This is a genomic window from Pseudomonas sp. HS6, assembly GCF_023375815.1.
In the GTDB taxonomy this organism is placed as follows: Bacteria; Pseudomonadota; Gammaproteobacteria; order Pseudomonadales; family Pseudomonadaceae; genus Aquipseudomonas.
In genome coordinates, this window is record NZ_CP067412.1 from 4890401 (window position 1) to 4909387 (window position 18987).

The 18987-nt window shown below is 59.7% G+C and carries 20 protein-coding genes; 9 read left to right on the forward strand and 11 right to left on the reverse strand.

Annotation, left to right across the window (positions count from 1 at the left end):
• Positions 1 to 24 precede the first annotated feature (24 nt).
• Positions 25 to 222, reverse strand: a complete 198-nt coding sequence (locus JJN09_RS22140) for a YbdD/YjiX family protein (RefSeq protein ID WP_003228401.1) — start codon at positions 220 to 222, stop codon at positions 25 to 27.
• Positions 223 to 237: 15 nt separating this feature from the next.
• Positions 238 to 2304: a carbon starvation CstA family protein gene (locus JJN09_RS22145; protein WP_096820844.1), complete on the reverse strand. Its 2067-nt coding sequence runs from the start codon at positions 2302 to 2304 to the stop codon at positions 238 to 240.
• Between the two features lie 159 nt (positions 2305 to 2463).
• On the opposite strand from JJN09_RS22145, the gene JJN09_RS22150 reads away from it, so the two are divergent.
• On the forward strand, positions 2464 to 2832 hold the full coding sequence (locus tag JJN09_RS22150; RefSeq protein WP_249483760.1) for a PilZ domain-containing protein: 369 nt from the start codon (positions 2464 to 2466) through the stop codon (positions 2830 to 2832).
• Here the strand turns inward: JJN09_RS22150 and radA are convergent, their stop codons facing one another.
• Genes radA through katB form a run of 3 tightly spaced genes read right to left on the reverse strand, consistent with a single transcriptional unit; the run spans position 2833 to position 6384 of the window.
• Positions 2833 to 4200, reverse strand: coding sequence for a DNA repair protein RadA (gene radA / locus JJN09_RS22155; RefSeq protein ID WP_039771749.1), 1368 nt, complete (start codon positions 4198 to 4200; stop codon positions 2833 to 2835).
• Between the two features lie 45 nt (positions 4201 to 4245).
• Positions 4246 to 4791: an ankyrin repeat domain-containing protein gene (locus tag JJN09_RS22160; RefSeq protein WP_192559045.1), complete on the reverse strand. Its 546-nt coding sequence runs from the start codon at positions 4789 to 4791 to the stop codon at positions 4246 to 4248.
• Positions 4792 to 4842: 51 nt separating this feature from the next.
• Positions 4843 to 6384 carry a catalase KatB gene (gene katB / locus JJN09_RS22165; RefSeq protein ID WP_249483761.1) on the reverse strand — a complete coding sequence of 514 codons (1542 nt, stop codon included), beginning with the start codon at positions 6382 to 6384 and terminating at the stop codon, positions 4843 to 4845.
• 284 nt (positions 6385 to 6668) lie between these two features.
• Here katB and mscL point away from each other — a divergent pair, with 284 nt between their 5' ends.
• Positions 6669 to 7082, forward strand: a complete 414-nt coding sequence (mscL, locus tag JJN09_RS22170; RefSeq protein WP_102354481.1) for a large-conductance mechanosensitive channel protein MscL — start codon at positions 6669 to 6671, stop codon at positions 7080 to 7082.
• 33 nt (positions 7083 to 7115) lie between these two features.
• On the opposite strand, the gene JJN09_RS22175 is transcribed toward mscL, so the two are convergent.
• Positions 7116 to 7892 carry a ferredoxin--NADP reductase gene (locus tag JJN09_RS22175; protein WP_249483762.1) on the reverse strand — a complete coding sequence of 259 codons (777 nt, stop codon included), beginning with the start codon at positions 7890 to 7892 and terminating at the stop codon, positions 7116 to 7118.
• 345 nt (positions 7893 to 8237) lie between these two features.
• Here JJN09_RS22175 and JJN09_RS22180 point away from each other — a divergent pair, with 345 nt between their 5' ends.
• Both JJN09_RS22180 and JJN09_RS22185 read left to right on the forward strand, forming a co-directional pair.
• Positions 8238 to 8951, forward strand: a complete 714-nt coding sequence (locus JJN09_RS22180; protein ID WP_249483763.1) for an autoinducer binding domain-containing protein — start codon at positions 8238 to 8240, stop codon at positions 8949 to 8951.
• A 165-nt stretch (positions 8952 to 9116) separates the two neighbouring features.
• Complete coding sequence (locus JJN09_RS22185) at positions 9117 to 10241, forward strand: class I SAM-dependent methyltransferase (protein WP_249483764.1); 1125 nt, start codon at positions 9117 to 9119, stop codon at positions 10239 to 10241.
• A 69-nt stretch (positions 10242 to 10310) separates the two neighbouring features.
• Here the strand turns inward: JJN09_RS22185 and JJN09_RS22190 are convergent, their stop codons facing one another.
• Genes JJN09_RS22190 through JJN09_RS22200 form a run of 3 tightly spaced genes read right to left on the reverse strand, consistent with a single transcriptional unit; the run spans position 10311 to position 12983 of the window.
• Positions 10311 to 10478, reverse strand: coding sequence for a DUF2474 domain-containing protein (locus JJN09_RS22190; protein WP_007950992.1), 168 nt, complete (start codon positions 10476 to 10478; stop codon positions 10311 to 10313).
• A 57-nt stretch (positions 10479 to 10535) separates the two neighbouring features.
• Positions 10536 to 11543, reverse strand: coding sequence for a cytochrome d ubiquinol oxidase subunit II (gene cydB, locus JJN09_RS22195; protein WP_103303629.1), 1008 nt, complete (start codon positions 11541 to 11543; stop codon positions 10536 to 10538).
• 3 nt (positions 11544 to 11546) lie between these two features.
• Positions 11547 to 12983: a cytochrome ubiquinol oxidase subunit I gene (locus JJN09_RS22200; RefSeq protein ID WP_249483767.1), complete on the reverse strand. Its 1437-nt coding sequence runs from the start codon at positions 12981 to 12983 to the stop codon at positions 11547 to 11549.
• Positions 12984 to 13383: 400 nt separating this feature from the next.
• Between JJN09_RS22200 and JJN09_RS22205 the strand changes: the two genes are divergently transcribed.
• The 3 genes from JJN09_RS22205 to JJN09_RS22215 all read left to right on the forward strand — a co-directional run bounded on the left by JJN09_RS22205 (position 13384) and on the right by JJN09_RS22215 (position 15309).
• A complete protein-coding gene (locus JJN09_RS22205) occupies positions 13384 to 14622 on the forward strand; it encodes an MFS transporter (protein WP_249483769.1) in 1239 nt (412 codons plus the stop codon).
• 106 nt (positions 14623 to 14728) lie between these two features.
• Positions 14729 to 15007 (forward strand): type II toxin-antitoxin system RelE/ParE family toxin, encoded by a 279-nt coding sequence (locus JJN09_RS22210; protein ID WP_249483771.1) that lies wholly within the window; start codon positions 14729 to 14731, stop codon positions 15005 to 15007.
• A 14-nt stretch (positions 15008 to 15021) separates the two neighbouring features.
• Positions 15022 to 15309, forward strand: a complete 288-nt coding sequence (locus tag JJN09_RS22215; RefSeq protein ID WP_249483777.1) for a HigA family addiction module antitoxin — start codon at positions 15022 to 15024, stop codon at positions 15307 to 15309.
• A gap of 5 nt (positions 15310 to 15314) precedes the next feature.
• On the opposite strand, the gene JJN09_RS22220 is transcribed toward JJN09_RS22215, so the two are convergent.
• A complete protein-coding gene (locus JJN09_RS22220; RefSeq protein WP_249483779.1) occupies positions 15315 to 15866 on the reverse strand; it encodes a DJ-1 family glyoxalase III in 552 nt (183 codons plus the stop codon).
• A 66-nt stretch (positions 15867 to 15932) separates the two neighbouring features.
• Positions 15933 to 16382, reverse strand: a complete 450-nt coding sequence (locus tag JJN09_RS22225; RefSeq protein WP_249483781.1) for a DUF4879 domain-containing protein — start codon at positions 16380 to 16382, stop codon at positions 15933 to 15935.
• A gap of 220 nt (positions 16383 to 16602) precedes the next feature.
• Here JJN09_RS22225 and JJN09_RS22230 point away from each other — a divergent pair, with 220 nt between their 5' ends.
• Both JJN09_RS22230 and trmA read left to right on the forward strand, forming a co-directional pair.
• Complete coding sequence (locus JJN09_RS22230; RefSeq protein ID WP_249483783.1) at positions 16603 to 17898, forward strand: NCS2 family permease; 1296 nt, start codon at positions 16603 to 16605, stop codon at positions 17896 to 17898.
• Positions 17895 to 18974, forward strand: coding sequence for a tRNA (uridine(54)-C5)-methyltransferase TrmA (gene trmA, locus JJN09_RS22235; protein ID WP_249483785.1), 1080 nt, complete (start codon positions 17895 to 17897; stop codon positions 18972 to 18974). The genes JJN09_RS22230 and trmA overlap by 4 nt, the downstream gene beginning before the upstream one ends.
• The last annotated feature ends 13 nt before the right edge of the window (positions 18975 to 18987 follow it).

Below are 18987 nucleotides of genomic sequence, written 5' to 3' on the forward strand. Positions count from 1 at the left end.
TTGCATCAACCTCGGGCTGTCAGATCAACAGCACTTCGGCCCACCCTTGCCACCGTAACGGGCTTCCTGACGTTCGCGAAAGAACATCTCGTAGCTCATCACCGGTTTGTCCGGGTGTTTGGTTTGCATATGCTCGACGTACGTGTCGTAGTCGGGCATGCCGACCATCAGGCGCGCGGCCTGACCGAGGTATTTACCGAGGCGACTCAGGTCATTGAACATGGTGCAATCCTCTGGTTACGCGTCCGGCAGGGCCTGGAATGGCGATTCTTTATCCGTACGCTCTTTTTTGCCCCAGGCGGCGATGCCGACCTTGAGCGCATAGAACAGGATGCTGAATACCACGAACAGGAACAGCGCGGTCAGCGTTGCGTTGGTGTAGGCGTTGAAGATCACGTGCTGCATCTGCTCGACGCTCTTGGCCGGTGCGATCACTTGCCCTGCGGCCAGTGCATCGCTGTACTTCTTGGCCAGTGACAGGAAGCCCACGGCCGGGTTGGCGTCGAACAACTTGATGAAGCCTGCGGTCGTGGTGCAGATCAGCAGCCAGGCGGCCGGCAGCAGGGTGACCCAAATGTAGCGCTGACGCTTCATTTTGATCAGGACCACGGTGCCGAGCATCAGCGCGATACCGGCCAGCATCTGGTTGGAGATACCGAACAGCGGCCACAAGGTGTTGATGCCACCCAGCGGATCGATCACGCCCTGATACAGCAACCAGCCCCACATCGCCACACAACCGGCGGTGGCAATCAGGTTGGCGGTCCAGGATTCGGTACGTTTCAGCGCCGGTACGAAGGAGCCGAGCAGGTCCTGCAGCATGAAGCGCCCGGCACGGGTGCCGGCGTCCACAGCGGTCAGGATGAACAGCGCTTCGAACAGGATCGCGAAGTGGTACCAGAACGCCATGGTGTTTTCACCCGGCAGGACACTGTGCAGGATCTGCGCGATACCGACCGCCAGGGTCGGCGCACCACCGGCACGGGCCAGGATGGTGGTTTCGCCGATGTCATGCGCCACGGCCTGCAGCGCTTCCGGGGTAATTGCAAAGCCCCAGTTGCTGACAGCGGTCGCCACCGCCACCACATCACCGCCAACGACTGCCGCCGGGCTGTTCATGGCGAAGTACACGCCAGGCTCGATCACCGAGGCGGCAACCATGGCCATGATGGCCACGAACGACTCCATCAGCATGCCGCCGTAACCGATGTAGCGGGCGTTGGTTTCGTTATCCAGCAGTTTCGGCGTGGTGCCGGACGAGATCAGTGCGTGGAAGCCCGATACCGCACCGCAAGCGATGGTGATGAACAGGAACGGGAACAGACCGCCCTTCCATACCGGGCCGGTGCCGTCGACGAACTGGGTCAGGGCCGGCATTTTCAGCTCGGGCATGGTGACCAGGATGCCGATCGCCAGGGCGATGATGGTACCGATCTTGAGGAACGTGGACAGATAGTCACGTGGCGCGAGGATCAGCCAGACCGGCAGCACAGCGGCAACGAAGCCGTAACCGATCAGCATCCAGGTGATTTGCACGCCGGTGAAGCTGAAGGCCTTGGCCCACACCGGGTCAGCGGCAATCTGCCCGCCCAGCCAGATCGAACCGAGCAGTAGCACGACACCGATCACCGAGATTTCGCCGATGCGGCCCGGACGGATGTAGCGCATGTAAATGCCCATGAACATCGCGATCGGGATGGTCGCCATCACGGTGAAGATGCCCCACGGGCTCTCGGCCAGGGCTTTCACCACGATCAGCGCCAGCACCGCGAGGATGATGATCATGATCAGGAAGCAGCCGAACAGCGCGATGGTGCCGGGGATACGGCCCATTTCTTCACGCACCATGTCGCCCAGGGAGCGTCCGTTACGACGGGTGGACATGAACAGGACCATGAAGTCCTGCACCGCGCCCGCCAGCACCACGCCGGCAATCAGCCACAGCGTGCCGGGCAGGTAGCCCATCTGCGCAGCCAATACCGGACCGACCAGAGGCCCCGCGCCGGCGATAGCCGCGAAGTGGTGTCCGAAGAGAATGTGTTTGTTGGTCGGAACGTAGTCCAGACCGTCATTGTTGAGCACGGCGGGGGTGGCCCGGCGTGGATCGAGTTGCATCACATTGTTAGCGATGAACAGACTGTAGTAACGGTACGCAACCAGATAAATGGCCACGGCGGCGACCACGATCCACAAGGCGTTGATCGCCTCGCCTCGGCGCAATGCCACTACGCCCAGGGCGCACGCTCCTACGATTGCCAGCACTAGCCAGGGTAAGTGGCGCAGCAGGCTATTATTATTTTTCATTTTATTATTCCAGCCAGGGTGGACAAGAAAGACAGCCACCCCGAGTTTAGCGCTACTGGCGGCAAAGGCCATACCCCGACATTGGTCGGACGCCCTGCCTGACTGGCAACACTCGACATGGCGGGTCTATAGTCAGCGAACCGTCCAGAGGATTGCGCCATGAGCGAGCACCCGTCCGAGCGTCGCCGCTTCAAACGTATCGCGTTCGATGCCAGAACCGAATTGAGCCAGGGCGAGTACATCTGGCCGGTGAAGCTGATCGACCTGTCGCTCAAGGGGCTGTTGATCGAGCGGCCGGAGCCGTGGCTGGGGGATGAAACGCAGGACTTCAACGTCGACATTCACCTGAGCGACGACACCGACATCCAGATGGATGTGCAACTCGCACACGACGATCATGGCCAGTTGGGCTTCGAGTGCCGGCACATCAGCCTGGAGTCGATCCAGCGCCTGCGCCGCCTGATCGAGCTCAACCTCGGGGATGAGGCCGAGCTCGAACGAGAGCTTGGGGCATTGATGGACGTCTGATTACTCGAAGAGTGAATCCAGCGCCTGCTCCAGACGCGTCACCGCAATGATCTGCAAGCCTGGAGGCGCTTCCTTCGGCGCGTTGCCCTTGGGCACGATCGCGCGCTTGAAGCCGTGTTTGGCGGCTTCCTTCAACCGCTCCTGACCGCTTGGCACCGGGCGCACCTCACCAGACAGACCGACCTCACCGAACACCAGCAAATCATGGGGCAACGGCCTGTTGCGCAGGCTCGACATGACGGCGGCCATCAGCGCCAGGTCGGACGCAGTTTCCAGCACTTTCACTCCGCCGACCACGTTGAGGAACACGTCCTGATCGTGGGTCGGAATGCCACCATGACGGTGCAACACCGCCAACAGCATCGCCAGACGATTCTGATCCAGACCCAGCGTGACACGACGCGGGTTGGCCAGATGACTGTCATCCACCAGCGCCTGGACTTCCACCAGCATCGGCCGGGTGCCTTCCCACGTTGCCATCACCACACTGCCCGGGACTTCTTCCTGAGCGCGCGTGAGAAAAATCGCCGAAGGGTTGGAGACTTCTTTCAGTCCCTTGTCGGTCATGCCGAATACGCCCAGTTCGTTGACCGCACCGAAACGGTTTTTCACCGCCCGCAGCAGACGCAACCGACCATCGGACTCGCCTTCGAAATACAGCACGGTGTCGACCATGTGCTCCAGAACACGCGGGCCGGCCAATGCCCCTTCTTTGGTCACGTGGCCGACCAGGAAAATCGCCGTGCCGCTTTGTTTGGCGTAACGCACCAGCAACGCCGCACTTTCGCGCACCTGAGACACGCCGCCCGGCGCCGATTGCAGTTGTTCGGTGAAGATCGTCTGGATCGAGTCGATCACCATCACCTTGGGTTTTTCCTGGCGGGCGGTGGCGATGATGGTTTCGATGCAGGTTTCGGTCATCACCCGCAATTGATCCTGCGGCAGCCCAAGTCGGCGTGCGCGCATCGCCACTTGTTGCTGGGATTCCTCACCGGTGACGTACAGCGCCGGCATGGTTTTGGCGAGGTTGCACAGGGTCTGCAATAGAATCGTCGACTTGCCGATACCCGGATCGCCGCCGATCAACACCACCGAGCCGTCGACCAGACCACCGCCAAGCACTCGATCCAGCTCGCCGGAGGCGGTGGAAAAACGCGGAATCTCTTCGATGCTGACCTCAGCCAGGGTCTTGATCTGGGCCTGTTGCCCGGCCCAGCCGGTGCGCCCGCTCGGGGCGGCGGCGCCGCCGCTCTCGACCATGGTTTCAGTCAGGGTGTTCCACGCGCCGCATTCGCCGCACTGCCCGGCCCACTTGGGAAAGGTTGCGCCGCATTCGGTGCAGCCGTACATGCGCTTGGCCTTGGCCATCTGAACCCCCGGCAAAAACCGCGATGATAACGCAGCCGTCGCCGATCAGCGCGGCGCGGCAGTACGGATTTCCCCGCTGGCCAGACGCGCGGCGCTGTTGCCCAACGGATCTTGCGCGTTCAGATCGGCGCCCCTGGCCTTGAGGGCGTCGAGCAATGCCTCACGCTTGAACAGCCCTGCGTACATCGCAGCGGTCTGACCCGCCCCGTTGCGTTGGTCCGGGTTGCAGTCGGTAGCCATCAATCGGCGGGCGATCTGCAATTCCCCTTTGAATATGGCCCCCATCAGGGCCGTGTTGCCGCGCTGATCCTGAGCACAGGCATTCGCCCCGGCAGCCAGCAACTTGTCCACTGCGTCACCTTCGCCGTGGTAAGCCGCGAGCATCAGCGCGGTGTAACCCTTGGCATCCCGGGTATCCAGGGAATAGCCCGCCTCGATGAAGGTATCGAGTACGGCGATATCGCCCTCACGGGCGGCATTGAAGTAGTAGTCCTGCAATTGCGCCTTAAGCGCATCAGGGTCCTGTTCGGCCGGTGCTGCCATGGTCGCGAACGACAGACAGCCCAGCAACAGCGAAAGACAGACACGCATGAGTCGCCTCCTTGAAGGGAAACGGAGCCCTTTCGGGCCCCGCGATCGTTCTTAGTCGACCAGTTTGGCCGCCAGTGCCTTGACCCGATCCAGGTCGCCCTTGGCCACCTTGGTCACGCCGGCGCCGTACTCCGGATCAGCCTTATAGAGGAAGGACAGGATGATGTGCTTGCTCTCGTCATCGGTGCTCGCCAGCGAACCGCCAAAACTCTCGATCAGGTCCTGACGTTCCTTCTTGCTGAAGGACCGATACAGATCACCAGCCTGCTTGAAGTTCTGCTCGCGCTGGATTTTCGCCTGCTGCGTGCTGCCTTGCAGGGACGTCTGGCTGTACCGTGCGCCTTGCGGCTCCTCACGCGGATGCAAGCGGCTCGGCTGGTAGTTCACGCCCGTATTGCTGGCACCGAAGTTCATCGCGCCATCCTGATTACCATTGTTCACCACAACTTTTGGAGCGTTGATAGGAAGTTGCAGGGCATTGGCACCCAGGCGATACATTTGAGTATCGGCATAAGAGAACACTCGGCCTTGTAACAAGCGATCTTCCGAAGGTTCGATACCGGGAACAATATTGGCCGGCGCCATGGCCACCTGTTCAGTTTCCTGGAAGACATTTGCCGGATTGCGATTCAAGACCATTTGTCCAACTTTCCGTTCAGGAACATTGGGCCAGATCTTGGTTGCGTCCAATGGATCGAAATCAAACTTGGACAAATCTTGCGGATTCAAGACTTGGATGTACAAGTCCCACTTCGGAAAATTGCCCTTGTTGATATTAGTTACCAAATCATTGGTCATGTGACTGTAGTCACGACCCTGAACTTTTGCGACTTGTTCAGGATCGAGATTCTTGATCCCCTGCAAACTTTTCCAGTGAAACTTCACGTAGTGCACTTCACCCTTGTCGTTGATCAACTTATAGGCGTGCACACCGTTGCCATCCATCTCCCGATAACTGGCGGGCGTCCCTGAGTTGGAATACAGCTCGGTCAATGTACGGGTGGCTTCCGGTACATGGGAGAAAAAGTCGAAGCGCCGCGAGTCATCGTCCAGGTTAGTGCGCGGATCGGGCTTGAAGGCATGCACCATGTCCGGGAACTTGATCGCGTCGCGGATGAAGAACGTCGGGAAGTTGTTACCGACCAGATCCCAGTTACCGTCAGCGGTGTAGAACTTGGTCGCGAAGCCCCGAGGGTCACGCAACGTCTCCGGAGAATGATTGCCATGAACCACAGCGGAGAAACGCACGAACACCGGTGTGACCTGGCCGGCAGCGAACACCTTGGCCTTGCTCAGATCACTGAGATCGTTGGTGACGGTGAACGTACCATGAGCACCGGTGCCGCGGGCATGCACGACGCGCTCGGGAATGCGCTCGCGATCGAAGCGCTGCAGTTTCTGGATCAGTTGCACGTCCTGCAACAGCACAGGGCCATTGGCGCCGGCGGTTTGCGAGTTCTGGTTGTCGCCGACCGCCGCACCATTGTCACGGGTCAGGGGCGCGGCGTTCACGGAAAAGGTCAGCAGGCTGGCGGCCAATACGCCGACGGTACGGCGAAGGGGAAATACCCCTGAACCAAGTGTGGAATTCATTTCAGGTTCCTCTGTTGTTTGAGGCGCATCCAGGTGCGCCAACCAGAGGCTAGAGAGTCACGACGGCGAACATAAATAGAAAATCCACACTCCTGCGATTGAGAAAAATAGCTTCTCGATCAGAGCCTTGCGGAGTAATTCGCGCGCGATTAGTGGCACTTTGCAAACTAATCGCGAATTGATGTGTCGATAAAAACGAGCATTGTAAGAAGGTGTTTCGCGCAGGACGCGTTTTGCTGATTTACACTGCGTACACCAAACTCATCTGTAACAAGGAAATAACTATGGGCGTGCTCAGCGAGTTCAAGGCCTTCGCGGTCAAAGGCAATGTGGTCGACATGGCCGTCGGTATCATCATCGGCGCGGCCTTCGGCAAAATCGTTTCGTCGTTTGTCGGTGACGTCATCATGCCGCCAATCGGCCTGCTGATCGGCGGAGTGGACTTCAGTGACCTGGCGATTACCCTGAAAGCCGCCGAGGGCAGCGCCCCAGCGGTCGTGATGGCCTACGGCAAATTCATCCAGAGCATTCTGGACTTCGTGATCGTCGCGTTCGCGATCTTCATGGGCGTCAAAGCCATCAACCGCCTCAAACGCGAAGAAGCCGTGGCACCGACCTTGCCGCCAGTGCCAACCAAGGAAGAAGAACTGTTGGGTGAGATCCGCGATCTGCTCAAGGCCCAGAACAATCGGCCTTGATATCCACTAACGGCGCCTGAGGGCGCCGTTTCTTCACCAGTAGTTTTCCACCGCTACCTGCCCTGGCCGCCGCGTCAGGCTGAGGTTCATGCCCCGCTGCTTGAGCAAGGCCCGGGTGTCATCGATCATCTGCGGATTGCCGCAGAGCATGACCCGTGAATGAACCGGCTCAAGCTCGATACCGGCTATTTTCTCCAGCTCCCCGTTTTCGATGAGCGTGGTAATGCGCCCGTTGAGGGCGCCCACATGCGGCTCGCGCGTCACTACTGGAATGAACTGGAACTTGTGAGCGTAATCGGCCAAGTAGTCACGCTGACTCAACTCGGCAATCAGCTGTTGATAAGCCAGTTCGCGCGCCTCCCGCACGCTGTAGACAAGAATGATTCGTTCGAATTTCTCCCACACTTCAAAATCCTGCAGGATCGACAGAAACGGCGCCACACCGGTGCCTGTGGATAACAGCCAGAGATCACGACCATCGACAAAACGGTCCAGCGTCAGATAACCAAAGGCCTGGCGATCCACCAGTAACGTATCGCCTGCCTTCAGACGGCTCAACTCACTGGTGAACTCGCCATCGGGTACTACGATGGAAAAGAACTCAAGAAACTCATCGAATGGCGAAGACACCATGGAGTAAGCCCGCCACACCGTGCTGCCATCCGCCTTGGTCACCCCGAGCCTGGCAAATTGCCCGGCTCGAAAGCGAAAACCGGCATCGCGGGTCGTACGCAAAGTGAACAGACTCGACGTCAACGGCTGTACTTCAAGCAAGGTCTGACGGCTGTATTTTTCTGCGCTGGCGGTCATGCGGTACTCCCTCGGCGAAGGGCTTCAGTGTCCCTCAATTACTGTTTTTGAAACACTGACGGTTTGTAGTGGCATTTAACGCCATCATCCTTAAAGAAAAACAGAAGCGTTAACAACTGCCAAACAGCCTTCAAGACGGACGTTGAATGACGCCTTGAATATAATGACATCGCCATTCAACGCATGAACTTTTATTCATTTTAAAATCCGATATTCCTATCTAACGCAGCCATTAAGAGCAAAAAAATCCAAACATCCATGCAGGAAGAGTCCTACACTCGTTTCCGTGACTGACTCTTGGATCCAAGATCACACCCCAGTGAAATACTTTCGGAGATTCTTCAAATGGAACTGTGGAAGGAGCGGCAGATACAACAGGTGACATTCTCAACAAGAATTGAAACGGCCTACCCGATTCTGCTGACATTTGCTAAAAACATCGGCTTCAAGTTTTGCGGAATATCAGTCACATCGACTGATCGCGAGGCATTACCCAAAGCCTTGAATATCAATAACTATCCCGAAATGTGGAACAAACAGTACGAGGAAAATAGTTACTGTAAAGTTGACCCGATAATAGCACACTGCAATCACTCAATGCTGCCGATATCATGGAGCAAGGAATTATTTTCAAATACGCCAACCCTTTGGGAAGCGTTGCAAGAACAGGGATTGCAATACGGCTGGTCGCAATCGTTTCATCACGAAGAGAGTGGTCTGTGCAGCATTCTCAGCCTGGCCCGCCCCCACTGTCCAATCAGTGCGATCGAGCTGTATGAACATTTTGGCTACATGTTTTACGTCACCAGCCATCTCGCCGAATTGTTCGCGCACACGCTTCCCAGGCGACCGGCCAAGGCCCGAGCGCCTCGCCTGTCAACTCGGGAGGTTGAAGTGTTGAAACTGTGTGCATCCGGTAAAACAGCCTATGAAACCGCCAGAATCCTGAGCCTTAGCGAACGCACCGTTAACTATCACGTGCAAAACGTGATTTTGAAATTGAATGTCTGCAACAAGATCTCCGCCGTCATCGCCGCCACCAAGGCAGGGATCATCTAGTCGGCGCCCCCGAAAACAGGCAAGTAATACAGTCGAAAAAAAAGTACCATTTGCGACCTTCCTGAGTGATGACGCGAGACTTCGCGCCGCTGTCCACTCGGACGGTTCCGCCGCACGATTCCCAGGGCCGCGGGACACCCGTCGATTACCCAGAGTCCCCGCCCCATGCCTTTGCTCGATACGCCCTTCGCCCAGCTTGATCTGATCCGCCAGCCCGAACAGCAGAACGAACCGCTGCAAGCCTTCGATGCGGCTGACGAATACCTGCTCAATCATCTGGCCGAACAGAATCTGCCGGCGGATACCCGAGTATTGGTGCTCAACGACAGTTTCGGCGCATTGGCCATCAGCCTCTCGGGCAAAGTGCAGGTCAGTACCAGTGGCGATTCATTCCTGGCGTTTCAGGGCCTGGAAAAGAATCTGCTGCGCAATGGCCAGGTGTTTGATGCTATTCGCGGTATTCCTGCCAGCGAGCCGTTAATCGGGCCGTTCGACCGGGTACTGATCCGCGTCCCGAAAACCCTGGCGCTGCTGGAAGAACAACTGATTCGCCTGCAAGGCCAATTGGCGCCCGGTGCGCAGGTGGTGGCTGCGGCGATGGTCAAGCATTTGCCTCGCGCCGCCGGCGATCTGCTGGAACGCTACATCGGTCCGGTTCAGGCGTCGCTGGCGATGAAGAAGGCACGCTTGCTGATTGCCACGCCCGAGGCCAAGGCACCGGCCGTCTCGCCCTACCCGACCCGTTATCACCTCGACGAGCCGGCCATCGAACTGCTCAATCACGCCAACGTGTTCTGCCGCGAAGGGCTGGACATCGGCACCCGCGCCTTCCTTCCGCACCTGCCGAAAAATCTCGGCGCGGCACGAGTCGCCGACCTCGGCTGCGGTAACGGCGTACTGGCCATCGCCAGCGCGCTGCAAAACCCCGACGCGCATTACACGCTGGTGGACGAGTCGTTCATGGCCGTGCAATCCGCGGCCGAAAACTGGCGCGCGGCACTGGGAGAACGTGAAGTGATCGTGCGCGCCGGCGACGGCCTGGCCGGCCAGGAAGCCCAATCGCTGGACGTGGTGTTGTGCAACCCGCCGTTCCACCAGCAACAGGTGGTTGGCGACTTCCTGGCCTGGCGCATGTTCCAGCAGGCCCGCGAAGCGCTGGTGGTTGGCGGTGCGCTGTACATCGTCGGCAACCGTCACCTGGGTTATCACAGCAAACTGGCGCGGCTGTTCCGGGGTGTCGAGCAAGTCGCGGCCACGCCGAAATTCGTGATCCTCAAGGCGCGCAAATAACCCGGACAAAAAAAACCCTCCGGTCGGAGGGTCAAAAATCCGTGCCGCAAGGCAGCGGGATGGGAAGTTTCAATGCGTGGTCAGGCCTGCGGCGTTCATGAACATGCGCATCAGGCTGGCGACGATGAACAGTGCACCGACGCTGCCGACCCAGATCATGGCCAACCAGCCGAGCCGCTGCCACAGCGGCTTTTTTTCGGCTTCTTCAATGTCGTGCAGGGAATGTTTGCCGGTCATGCTTTCATCCTCCGGTTGAGGGAGATGGCGCCGCCGTCGGCGCCATCGTGATCACGCCTAGTGATAGCCGTCTTCGTGGGTGACCTTGCCGCGGAACACGTAGTAGCTCCAGAAGGTGTAACCCAGGATGAACGGGATGATGAACAGCGTGCCCACCAGCATGAAGCCCTGACTTTGCGGCGGCGCGGCGGCGTCCCAGATCGAGATCGACGGCGGCACGATGTTCGGCCACAGGCTGATGCCCAGACCGCTGTAGCCGAGGAAGATCAGCACCAGGGTCAACAGGAACGGCATGTAGTTGGCATTGCGTGCCACCGCGCGGATCAGACCGTACATCGTCACCAGCACCAGAATCGGCACCGGCATGAACCAGAACAGATTCGGCATGCTGAACCAGCGCGTCGCAATTTCCGGATGAGCCAGGGGCGTCCACAGGCTGACGACACCGATCACCGCCAGCAGCACGAAGGCCAGCGGGCGCGCCAGGTTGTGCATCTGTTCCTGAAGCTTGCCTTCGGTCTTCATAATCAGCCACGTGCAACCGAGCAAGGCATACGCCACCACGAGCGCAGCGCCGCAGAACAGCGTGAACGGCGTCAGCCAGTCCAGTGAGCCGCCGGCATATTGCCGGTTGACCACCGGCAGCCCATCGATGAACGCGCCAAGCGCCACGCCCTGGAAGAACGTCGCCGCCACCGAACCACCGATGAACGCCTTGTCCCACAGGTGACGCTTGTCGTCCTTGGCCTTGAAGCGGAATTCGAACGCCACGCCACGGAAAATCAGCCCGATCAGCATGAAAATCAGCGGCAGGTACAGCGCCGACAGCACCACCGAATAGGCCAGCGGAAACGCGCCAAACAACGCAGCGCCGCCCAATACCAGCCAGGTTTCATTGCCGTCCCATACCGGGGCGACGGTGTTCATCATCACGTCACGGTCGACTTTGCCCGGGATGAACGGGAAGAGAATCCCGATCCCCAGGTCGAAACCGTCCATGACCACGTACATCATGATGCCGAAGATGATGATCACGGCCCAGATCAGCGGAAGATCAATACCCATGACTCAAATCTCCTTGGTCAGGCTGCGGTCGTGTTCGGCGCCATCGTCGTCGGCAGCGGACAACGGACGGGCCGGTGTGCGTTTCTGGCCAGGACCACCGTCGTTGGTTTCCTTGCCTTCGTCGGTTTTCGGCCCTTTGCGCACCAGGCGCATCATGTAGCCCAGGCCCGCACCGAACAGCGCGAAATACACCACCACGAACATGATCAGCGTGATGCTCATCTGCATGAAGCTGTGGTTGGACGACGCATCCGCCGTGCGCATCAGCCCGTAGACCACCCACGGCTGACGACCGATTTCAGTGGTGAACCAGCCCGCCAGGATCGCGATCAGACCAGACGGCCCCATCCACAACGCCAGGTACAGGAACGGCCGCGAGGTGTAGAGCGTGTCGCGCTTGCGCAGCCACAGGCTCCAGAGACCGGTGAAAATCATCAGGAAACCGAGGCCGACCATGATCCGGAACGACCAGAACACGATGGTCGAATTTGGCCGGTCTTCCGGTGGGAATTCCTTGAGCGCCGGGACTTGCTTGTCCAGCGAGTGCGTCAGGATCAGGCTGCCGAGGTACGGAATCTCCACCGCATACTTGGTTTTCTCTTCCTTCATGTCCGGCCAGCCGAACAGAATCAGCGGCGTTGCTTCGTCGCCGTGGTTCTCCCAGTGGCCTTCGATCGCGGCAATTTTCGCCGGCTGGTGTTTGAGGGTGTTGAGGCCGTGGAAGTCGCCGATCACCGCTTGGATCGGTGCAACGATCAACGCCATCCACATCGCCATCGACAGCATGGTGCGGATCGCCGGGTTGTCCTTGCCACGCAGCAGGTGCCAGGCCGCAGAGGAGCCGACGAAGAATGCGGTCGCCACGAACGCCGCCGTCGCCATGTGCATCAGGCGATACGGGAAGGACGGGTTGAAGATGATGGCAAACCAGTCGGTCGGAATCACCTGACCGTTGACGATTTCGAAGCCCTGCGGCGTCTGCATCCAGCTGTTGGAGGCGAGAATCCAGAACGTCGAAATCAACGTGCCGATGGCAACCATGACCGTGGCGAAGAAGTGCAGCTTGCGTCCGACCTTGTTCCAGCCGAACAGCATCACGCCGAGGAAACCGGCTTCGAGGAAGAACGCCGTGAGCACTTCATACGTGAGCAAAGGCCCGGTGACGGAACCTGCGAAGTCCGAGAAGCGGCTCCAGTTGGTGCCGAACTGATAGGCCATGACCAGGCCCGAGACCACCCCCATGCCGAAGTTGACGGCAAAGATCTTCGACCAGAAATGGTAGAGATCGCGGTAGGTGTCGTTGCCGGTTTTCAGCCACAGGCCTTCCAGCACCGCGAGGTAGCTTGCAAGACCGATAGTGATCGCCGGGAACAGGATATGGAACGAGATGGTGAACGCGAACTGAATTCGGGCGAGATCTAGTGCCTCTAAACCGAACATAAGCTTTCCTCTATCAGATAACGGTTCCAAGGCTGGCGGCCTTGAACCACTGCCCCCACGGGTATGGAGTGCGGCGAACTCGGATTCGTTCTTCTTTTTACAGGCATCGCGACGCAGGGAGTCTGCCGATGGGTCCGGGATCGGTTCCGCGAAGGGTCTTGATCTGGATCAATCAACGTTGAAAGAGTAGTCCCATTTCCGACGGGGAACCGCGTGGTCTTTTGCCGCGTGACAAGTTGCCTCAGAGTCCTGGCAACGCCCTGAAATACATCGCTGACGAGAATTGATGTTCAGGTGCCGGAAAATCGATGTCTGGCTAACTAAATTTTTTGTCATGGCAACTTCCTGTTACAGACTGGTGATAATCTCGCGGTTCCCCTCGATCAAGACCGGCCCGCCGATGCCCAGCCAAGAGCCCTTGCTGTTACGTCACCACCGTCCCTTTCTTGCGTTCTGGTTTGCCCGGGTCTTCACCGCCAGCGGTTTCCAGATGCTCACCGTGGCGATTGGCTGGAACCTCTATCAACTGACCGGCAACGTGCTCGACCTGGGTCTGGTCGGGCTGGTGGAATTCGCTCCGCGGGTGCTGTTCATGCTGCACACCGGGCATGTCGCCGACCGCTACGACCGGCGCAAGGTCGCGGCGATTTGCCAGTCGTTACAGGCCTTGATCGCCCTGGCGCTGGCCATCGGCAGCGCCACCGACCATGTCACCCGGGAAATGATCTTTATCCTGGCGTTTATGCTCGGCGCCGCACGCTCCTTCGAACTGCCGACCACTCAGGCCCTGTTGCCGAGCATCGTGCCCAGCACGCTGTTCCCGCGGGCCGTCGCCGCTGCGCAGTCGGCGCAGCAATCGGCAACCATCGTCGCACCAGCGATGGGCGGTCTGCTCTACGCCTTCGGCAGCGTGTGGGTGTATGGCCCGACGGTCATTCTGTATGTCATTGCCTGCACGTTGATGCTCAACCTGCCCGCGCGGCAGACACCGCTGAACAAAGGCAAGGCAACGCTGGACTCGTTGCTGGCAGGGATTCGCTTCATTCGCAGCCGCCCGGACATTCTCGGCGCTATCTCGCTGGACCTGTTCGCCGTGCTGCTCGGTGGCGCCACGGCGCTTTTGCCAGTGTTCGCCAAGGACATCCTGCTGACCGGGCCGTGGGGGCTGGGGCTGTTGCGCTCGGCGCCGGCGGTGGGGGCGTTGATGATGTCGCTGTTCCTGGCGCGGTTTGCCGTCGAGCGAAACGTCGGCCGGGTGATGTTCACCGCTGTGGGCATATTTGGCGTGGCCACCATCGCCTTCGGTCTGTCGACGTCGTTCTGGTTCTCGCTGGCGGTGCTGGTGGTGCTGGGCGCGGCGGATATGATCAGCATGGTGATTCGCGCCTCGTTCGTGCAACTGGAAACCCCGGACGAAATGCGCGGCCGGGTCAGCGCGGTGAACGGCCTGTTCATCGGCGCCTCGAACCAGTTGGGTGAATTCGAATCCGGCCTCACCGCCCACTGGTTCGGCACCGTGCCGGCGGTGGTCATGGGCGGGATCGGTACGCTGGTGGTAACCGGGACCTGGATCAAACTGTTCCCGACCCTGGCCAATCGCGACCGGATGCATGTGCCGGTGGAAGAGGTGAAAGCCTAGCTGCACGGGTTCCATCAGCGGAGCCCCCCTCCAAGCACAATCAACTCGAAAAGATGCGGTACATAGATACCGCATTGAGTGTAACGTATCACCTTACACTCGCCGCATGATCAAATCCTTTCAGCACAAAGGCCTTCGTGGCTTCTATGAAACTGGTTCGACTCGCGGGACTCACGCCGATCACGCTAAACGGCTATCGCGCATGCTGCAGTTCATGGATCGGGCAGCGGTCCCCGGGGATCTAGACCTTCCCGGTTGGCGTCTGCATCCACTGAAAGGGGAGCTTTGCGAGTACTGGTCACTCAGTGTGTCCGGGAACTGGCGGGTTATCTTTCGATTTGCAGGTTCGGATATCGAACTGATCGACTATCTGGATGACCACTGACAGGAGGCAGGCTCATGCCCATGCACAACCCGCCACACCCCGGTGAAACACTGCTGATGGATGTATTGCCGGAATTAGGTATCAGCGTTACCGAATTGGCTCGGCATCTTGGATTCGCCCGCCCTCACCTTTCTCGTGTATTGCACGGGCATGCGCCGATCAGCCCGGATTTGGCCGTCCGTCTGGAGCGCGCGGGGATTGGCAAGGCTCGTATGTGGCTAGGGGTTCAAACCGATTACGACCTTTGGCAAGCCGAACATCGTGAGCAGCCAGCCATTCAGCGAATCGTCGCTCACGCCTGACGCTCTCAGGCCAGCAACTCCCCCGCTACCTTCGCTCTGGCGGCCTTGCCCACCAGTTGCTCGACCAGCGCCAACGCGAACGCCAGCGCGGCGCCGGAACCTTGGGCGGTAATGCAATTGCCGTCCACAACTACCGATTGATCAACAAACGTGCATCCAGAGAGGTTATGGCTGGTGGCGGGCAAACAGGTCATGCGTCTTTGGCGCAAGACGCCGAAGCTTTGCAGGGCGATCGCAGGGGATTCGGCGATGGCGGCGAACAGTCGCCCAGCGCTGGCCTGATCCTTGAGCAGTTGCTGCAGGGGCTGGTGGGCCGCCAAATGTTGAGCGCCGACGATGCCACCGGGCAGGACGATCAGGTCGAAGGTCTGGGCCAGCACATCAATGAGCATACCGTCGGCAGTCAGTCGCGTGCCTCGGGCGCAGGTGAGCATACGCCGGCCCTCGATGCTGGCCGCCACCACTTCGACGCCGGCCCGGCGCAGAACGTCGATCAGGGTCACGCATTGCAGATCATCGATGCCCTCGGCGAGGGTGATCAGGGCTCTAAAGGTCATGGGCGACATCCGCTGGGTGATCTTTAAAGCGTAGTCAGCTTTGACCTGCCCTGTTCGCGACAGCCGTTACTTGATGTAAAGCTGGGTCGACATCGTGTTGCGCGGGGCGTTGATCGATGTGTTGCTGAACGTGAAAGTGCCCTCCTGCCGACCTGCCAGATCGAAGGTATAGAGAGAACCAACGGTTTTGCTGCCGGGCGTGCACTCGGTCAGATTGCCGTTATCGAAGGCACATACCGGGCTTCGCGTGCCGTTCACTTCAAAACCATCCAGTGCAGCCTGGGGCTGGCTCTGGCCATAGCCGATTTCCAGCACATAGACCTTGATGCCCGGCGCGCTGTGATCGCAACGGGTCTGCACCTGGCCATCGGTAATGTCCTCGAGCCCGCAGGACGCCGACTGAACCTTGATGACTTTCACCTCGCTCAGCGGCGATGCCGACGCAGCGAATGCAGCGGGTGCCCCGGCCAGCAACAGTGCTATCAACCCGCAGGCGTTCATCCAATGCTTGTTCATGCGATCCATTCCCGAAAAATCAGCGCGCAGTATGGCCGGTTTGGCCGCGACACAAAACTTCGCCGACGATCGATACCAACATCCGCCATATTCCTCACGCTGCTGGTATGATGCGCGGCTTTTTCCGGCCCACCACAATTTTCCAGGCGCTTGCGACGGTCTGTGCTTTGCTGTTGAGGTCGATACATTCACGGCGCCACGCGCGCCACGGGGAGCAGACATGCTGGAAAGGCTGTTTCAACTCAAGGCACACAACACCAACGTGCGGACCGAGATTCTGGCGGGCGTCACGACCTTCCTGGCCATGGCCTACATTCTGTTCGTCAACCCGAGCATCCTCGGCGAGACCGGCATGGACAAAGGCGCGGTGTTCGTCGCCACGTGCCTTGCCGCCGCCATCGGCTCCACGGTCATGGGCCTGATCGCCAACTACCCGATCGCTCTCGCGCCGGGCATGGGCCTGAACGCCTTCTTCACCTACACCGTCGTGCTGCACATGGGCCATACCTGGCAAGTGGCGCTGGGTGCGGTGTTCATCTCGGCCGTGTGCTTCTTCCTGCTGTCGATCTTCCGCATCCGTGAATGGATCATCAACAGCATCCCGCTGCCGTTGCGTTCGGCGATTGCCGCCGGTATCGGCCTGTTCCTGGCGCTGATCGCCCTGCACAACGCCGGTATCGTGGTCAGCAACCCGACGACCATGGTCGGCCTCGGCGACCTGAAGCAACCGGCACCGATCCTGGCCACCCTTGGTTTCGCCCTGATCGTTGCCCTTGAAGCCCTGAAAGTGCGCGGCGCGGTGCTGATCGGCATTCTCGCGGTGACCATTGTCTCGATCGTGATGGGCTTCACCCCGTTCGGCGGCGTGACCTCGATGCCACCTTCGCTGGCCCCGACCTTCCTGCAACTGGACATCAAGGGCGCACTGGACATCGGTCTGGTCAGCGTGATTTTCGCCTTCCTGTTCGTCGACCTGTTCGACAACTCCGGCACCCTGATCGGCGTCGCCAAGCGCGCCGGCCTGATGGGCAAGGACGGCCACATGCCGAAAATGGGCCGTGCGCTGATCGCCGACAGTACTGCAGCAATGGCCGGTTCGCTGCTGGGCACCTCGACCACCACCAGCTACATCGAATCTGCTGCGGGCGTGAGTGCCGGGGGCCGCACCGGCCTGACCGCCGTCGTCGTCGCGATTCTGTTCCTGCTGGCGTTGTTCTTCTCGCCACTGGCATCGAGTGTTCCGGCATTCGCCACCGCGCCGGCACTGCTGTTCGTCGCCGTGCTGATGACTTCGGGCCTGGCGGAAATAGACTGGGACGACATCACCGTCGCCGCGCCGGTCGTGGTCACCGCCCTGGCGATGCCATTCACCTATTCCATCGCTAACGGCATCGCCTTCGGCTTCATCGCCTGGACAGCAATCAAACTGCTGTCCGGCCGCGCCCGTGAGCTGAACCCGGCGCTGGTGATCCTGTCGATTCTGTTCGTGATCAAGTTGGGTTGGTTCAACGCATGACTTTTGATTCCCAGGCCTACGCCGCACAACTCGAAGACAAGGTCACACGCCTGCGTGACCTGCTGGCCCCGTTCGATGCACCGGAGCCAACGGTGTTCGACTCGCCGCTGCAGAACTTCCGCCTGCGTGCCGAATTCCGCCTGTGGCGCGAGGGTGGCGAGCGTCACTACGCGATGTTCGCGCAGGACGACAAGCGCACGCCGATCCTGATCGAAGAGTTCCCGATCGCCAGCCTGCGCATAAACCAGTTGATGCCGCAATTGAAGGCGGCCTGGCAGGCCAGTGCAGCGCTGAGCCACAAGCTGTTCCAGGTGGAGTTCCTGACCACTCTGGCCGGCGACGCGATGATCACCCTGTGCTATCACCGTCCGCTGGACGAGCACTGGCACGCGGCGGCCACCAAACTGGCGGCGGACCTGGGCGTCAGCATCATCGGTCGCTCCAAGGGCAAGCGCGAAGTGCTCGGCCTCGATTACGTGGTCGAGAAACTGGAAGTCGGCGGCCGCACCTTCAGCTATCGCCAGCCGGAAGGCGCGTTCACCCAGCCCAACGGCACCGTGAACCAGAAGATGCTCAACTGGGCCTACGAAGCACTGGGCGATCGCAGCGACGACTTGCTTGAGCTGTATTGCGGCAACGGCAACTTCACCCTGCCGTTGGCGACTCGCGTGCGAAAAGTGCTGGCCACCGAAATCAGCAAGACGTCGGTTAACGCCGCGTTGAGCAACCTGGCCGAAAACGCTGTGGATAACGTCACGCTGGTGCGCCTGTCCGCCGAAGAGCTGACTGAAGCCCTGAACGAAGTTCGCCCGTTCCGTCGCCTGCACGGCATCGACCTGAAGAGCTACGAGTTCGGCAGCGTGTTCGTCGACCCGCCACGGGCCGGCATGGACCCGGACACCTGCGAACTGACCCGTCGCTTCGACAACATCCTGTACATCTCCTGCAACCCGGAGACCCTGGCGGCCAACATCGCCCAACTGCACGACACGCATCGCATCACCCGCTGCGCGTTGTTCGACCAGTTCCCGTGGACCCACCACATGGAATCCGGCGTGCTGTTGACTCGACGTTGATCGCAAGTGCCAG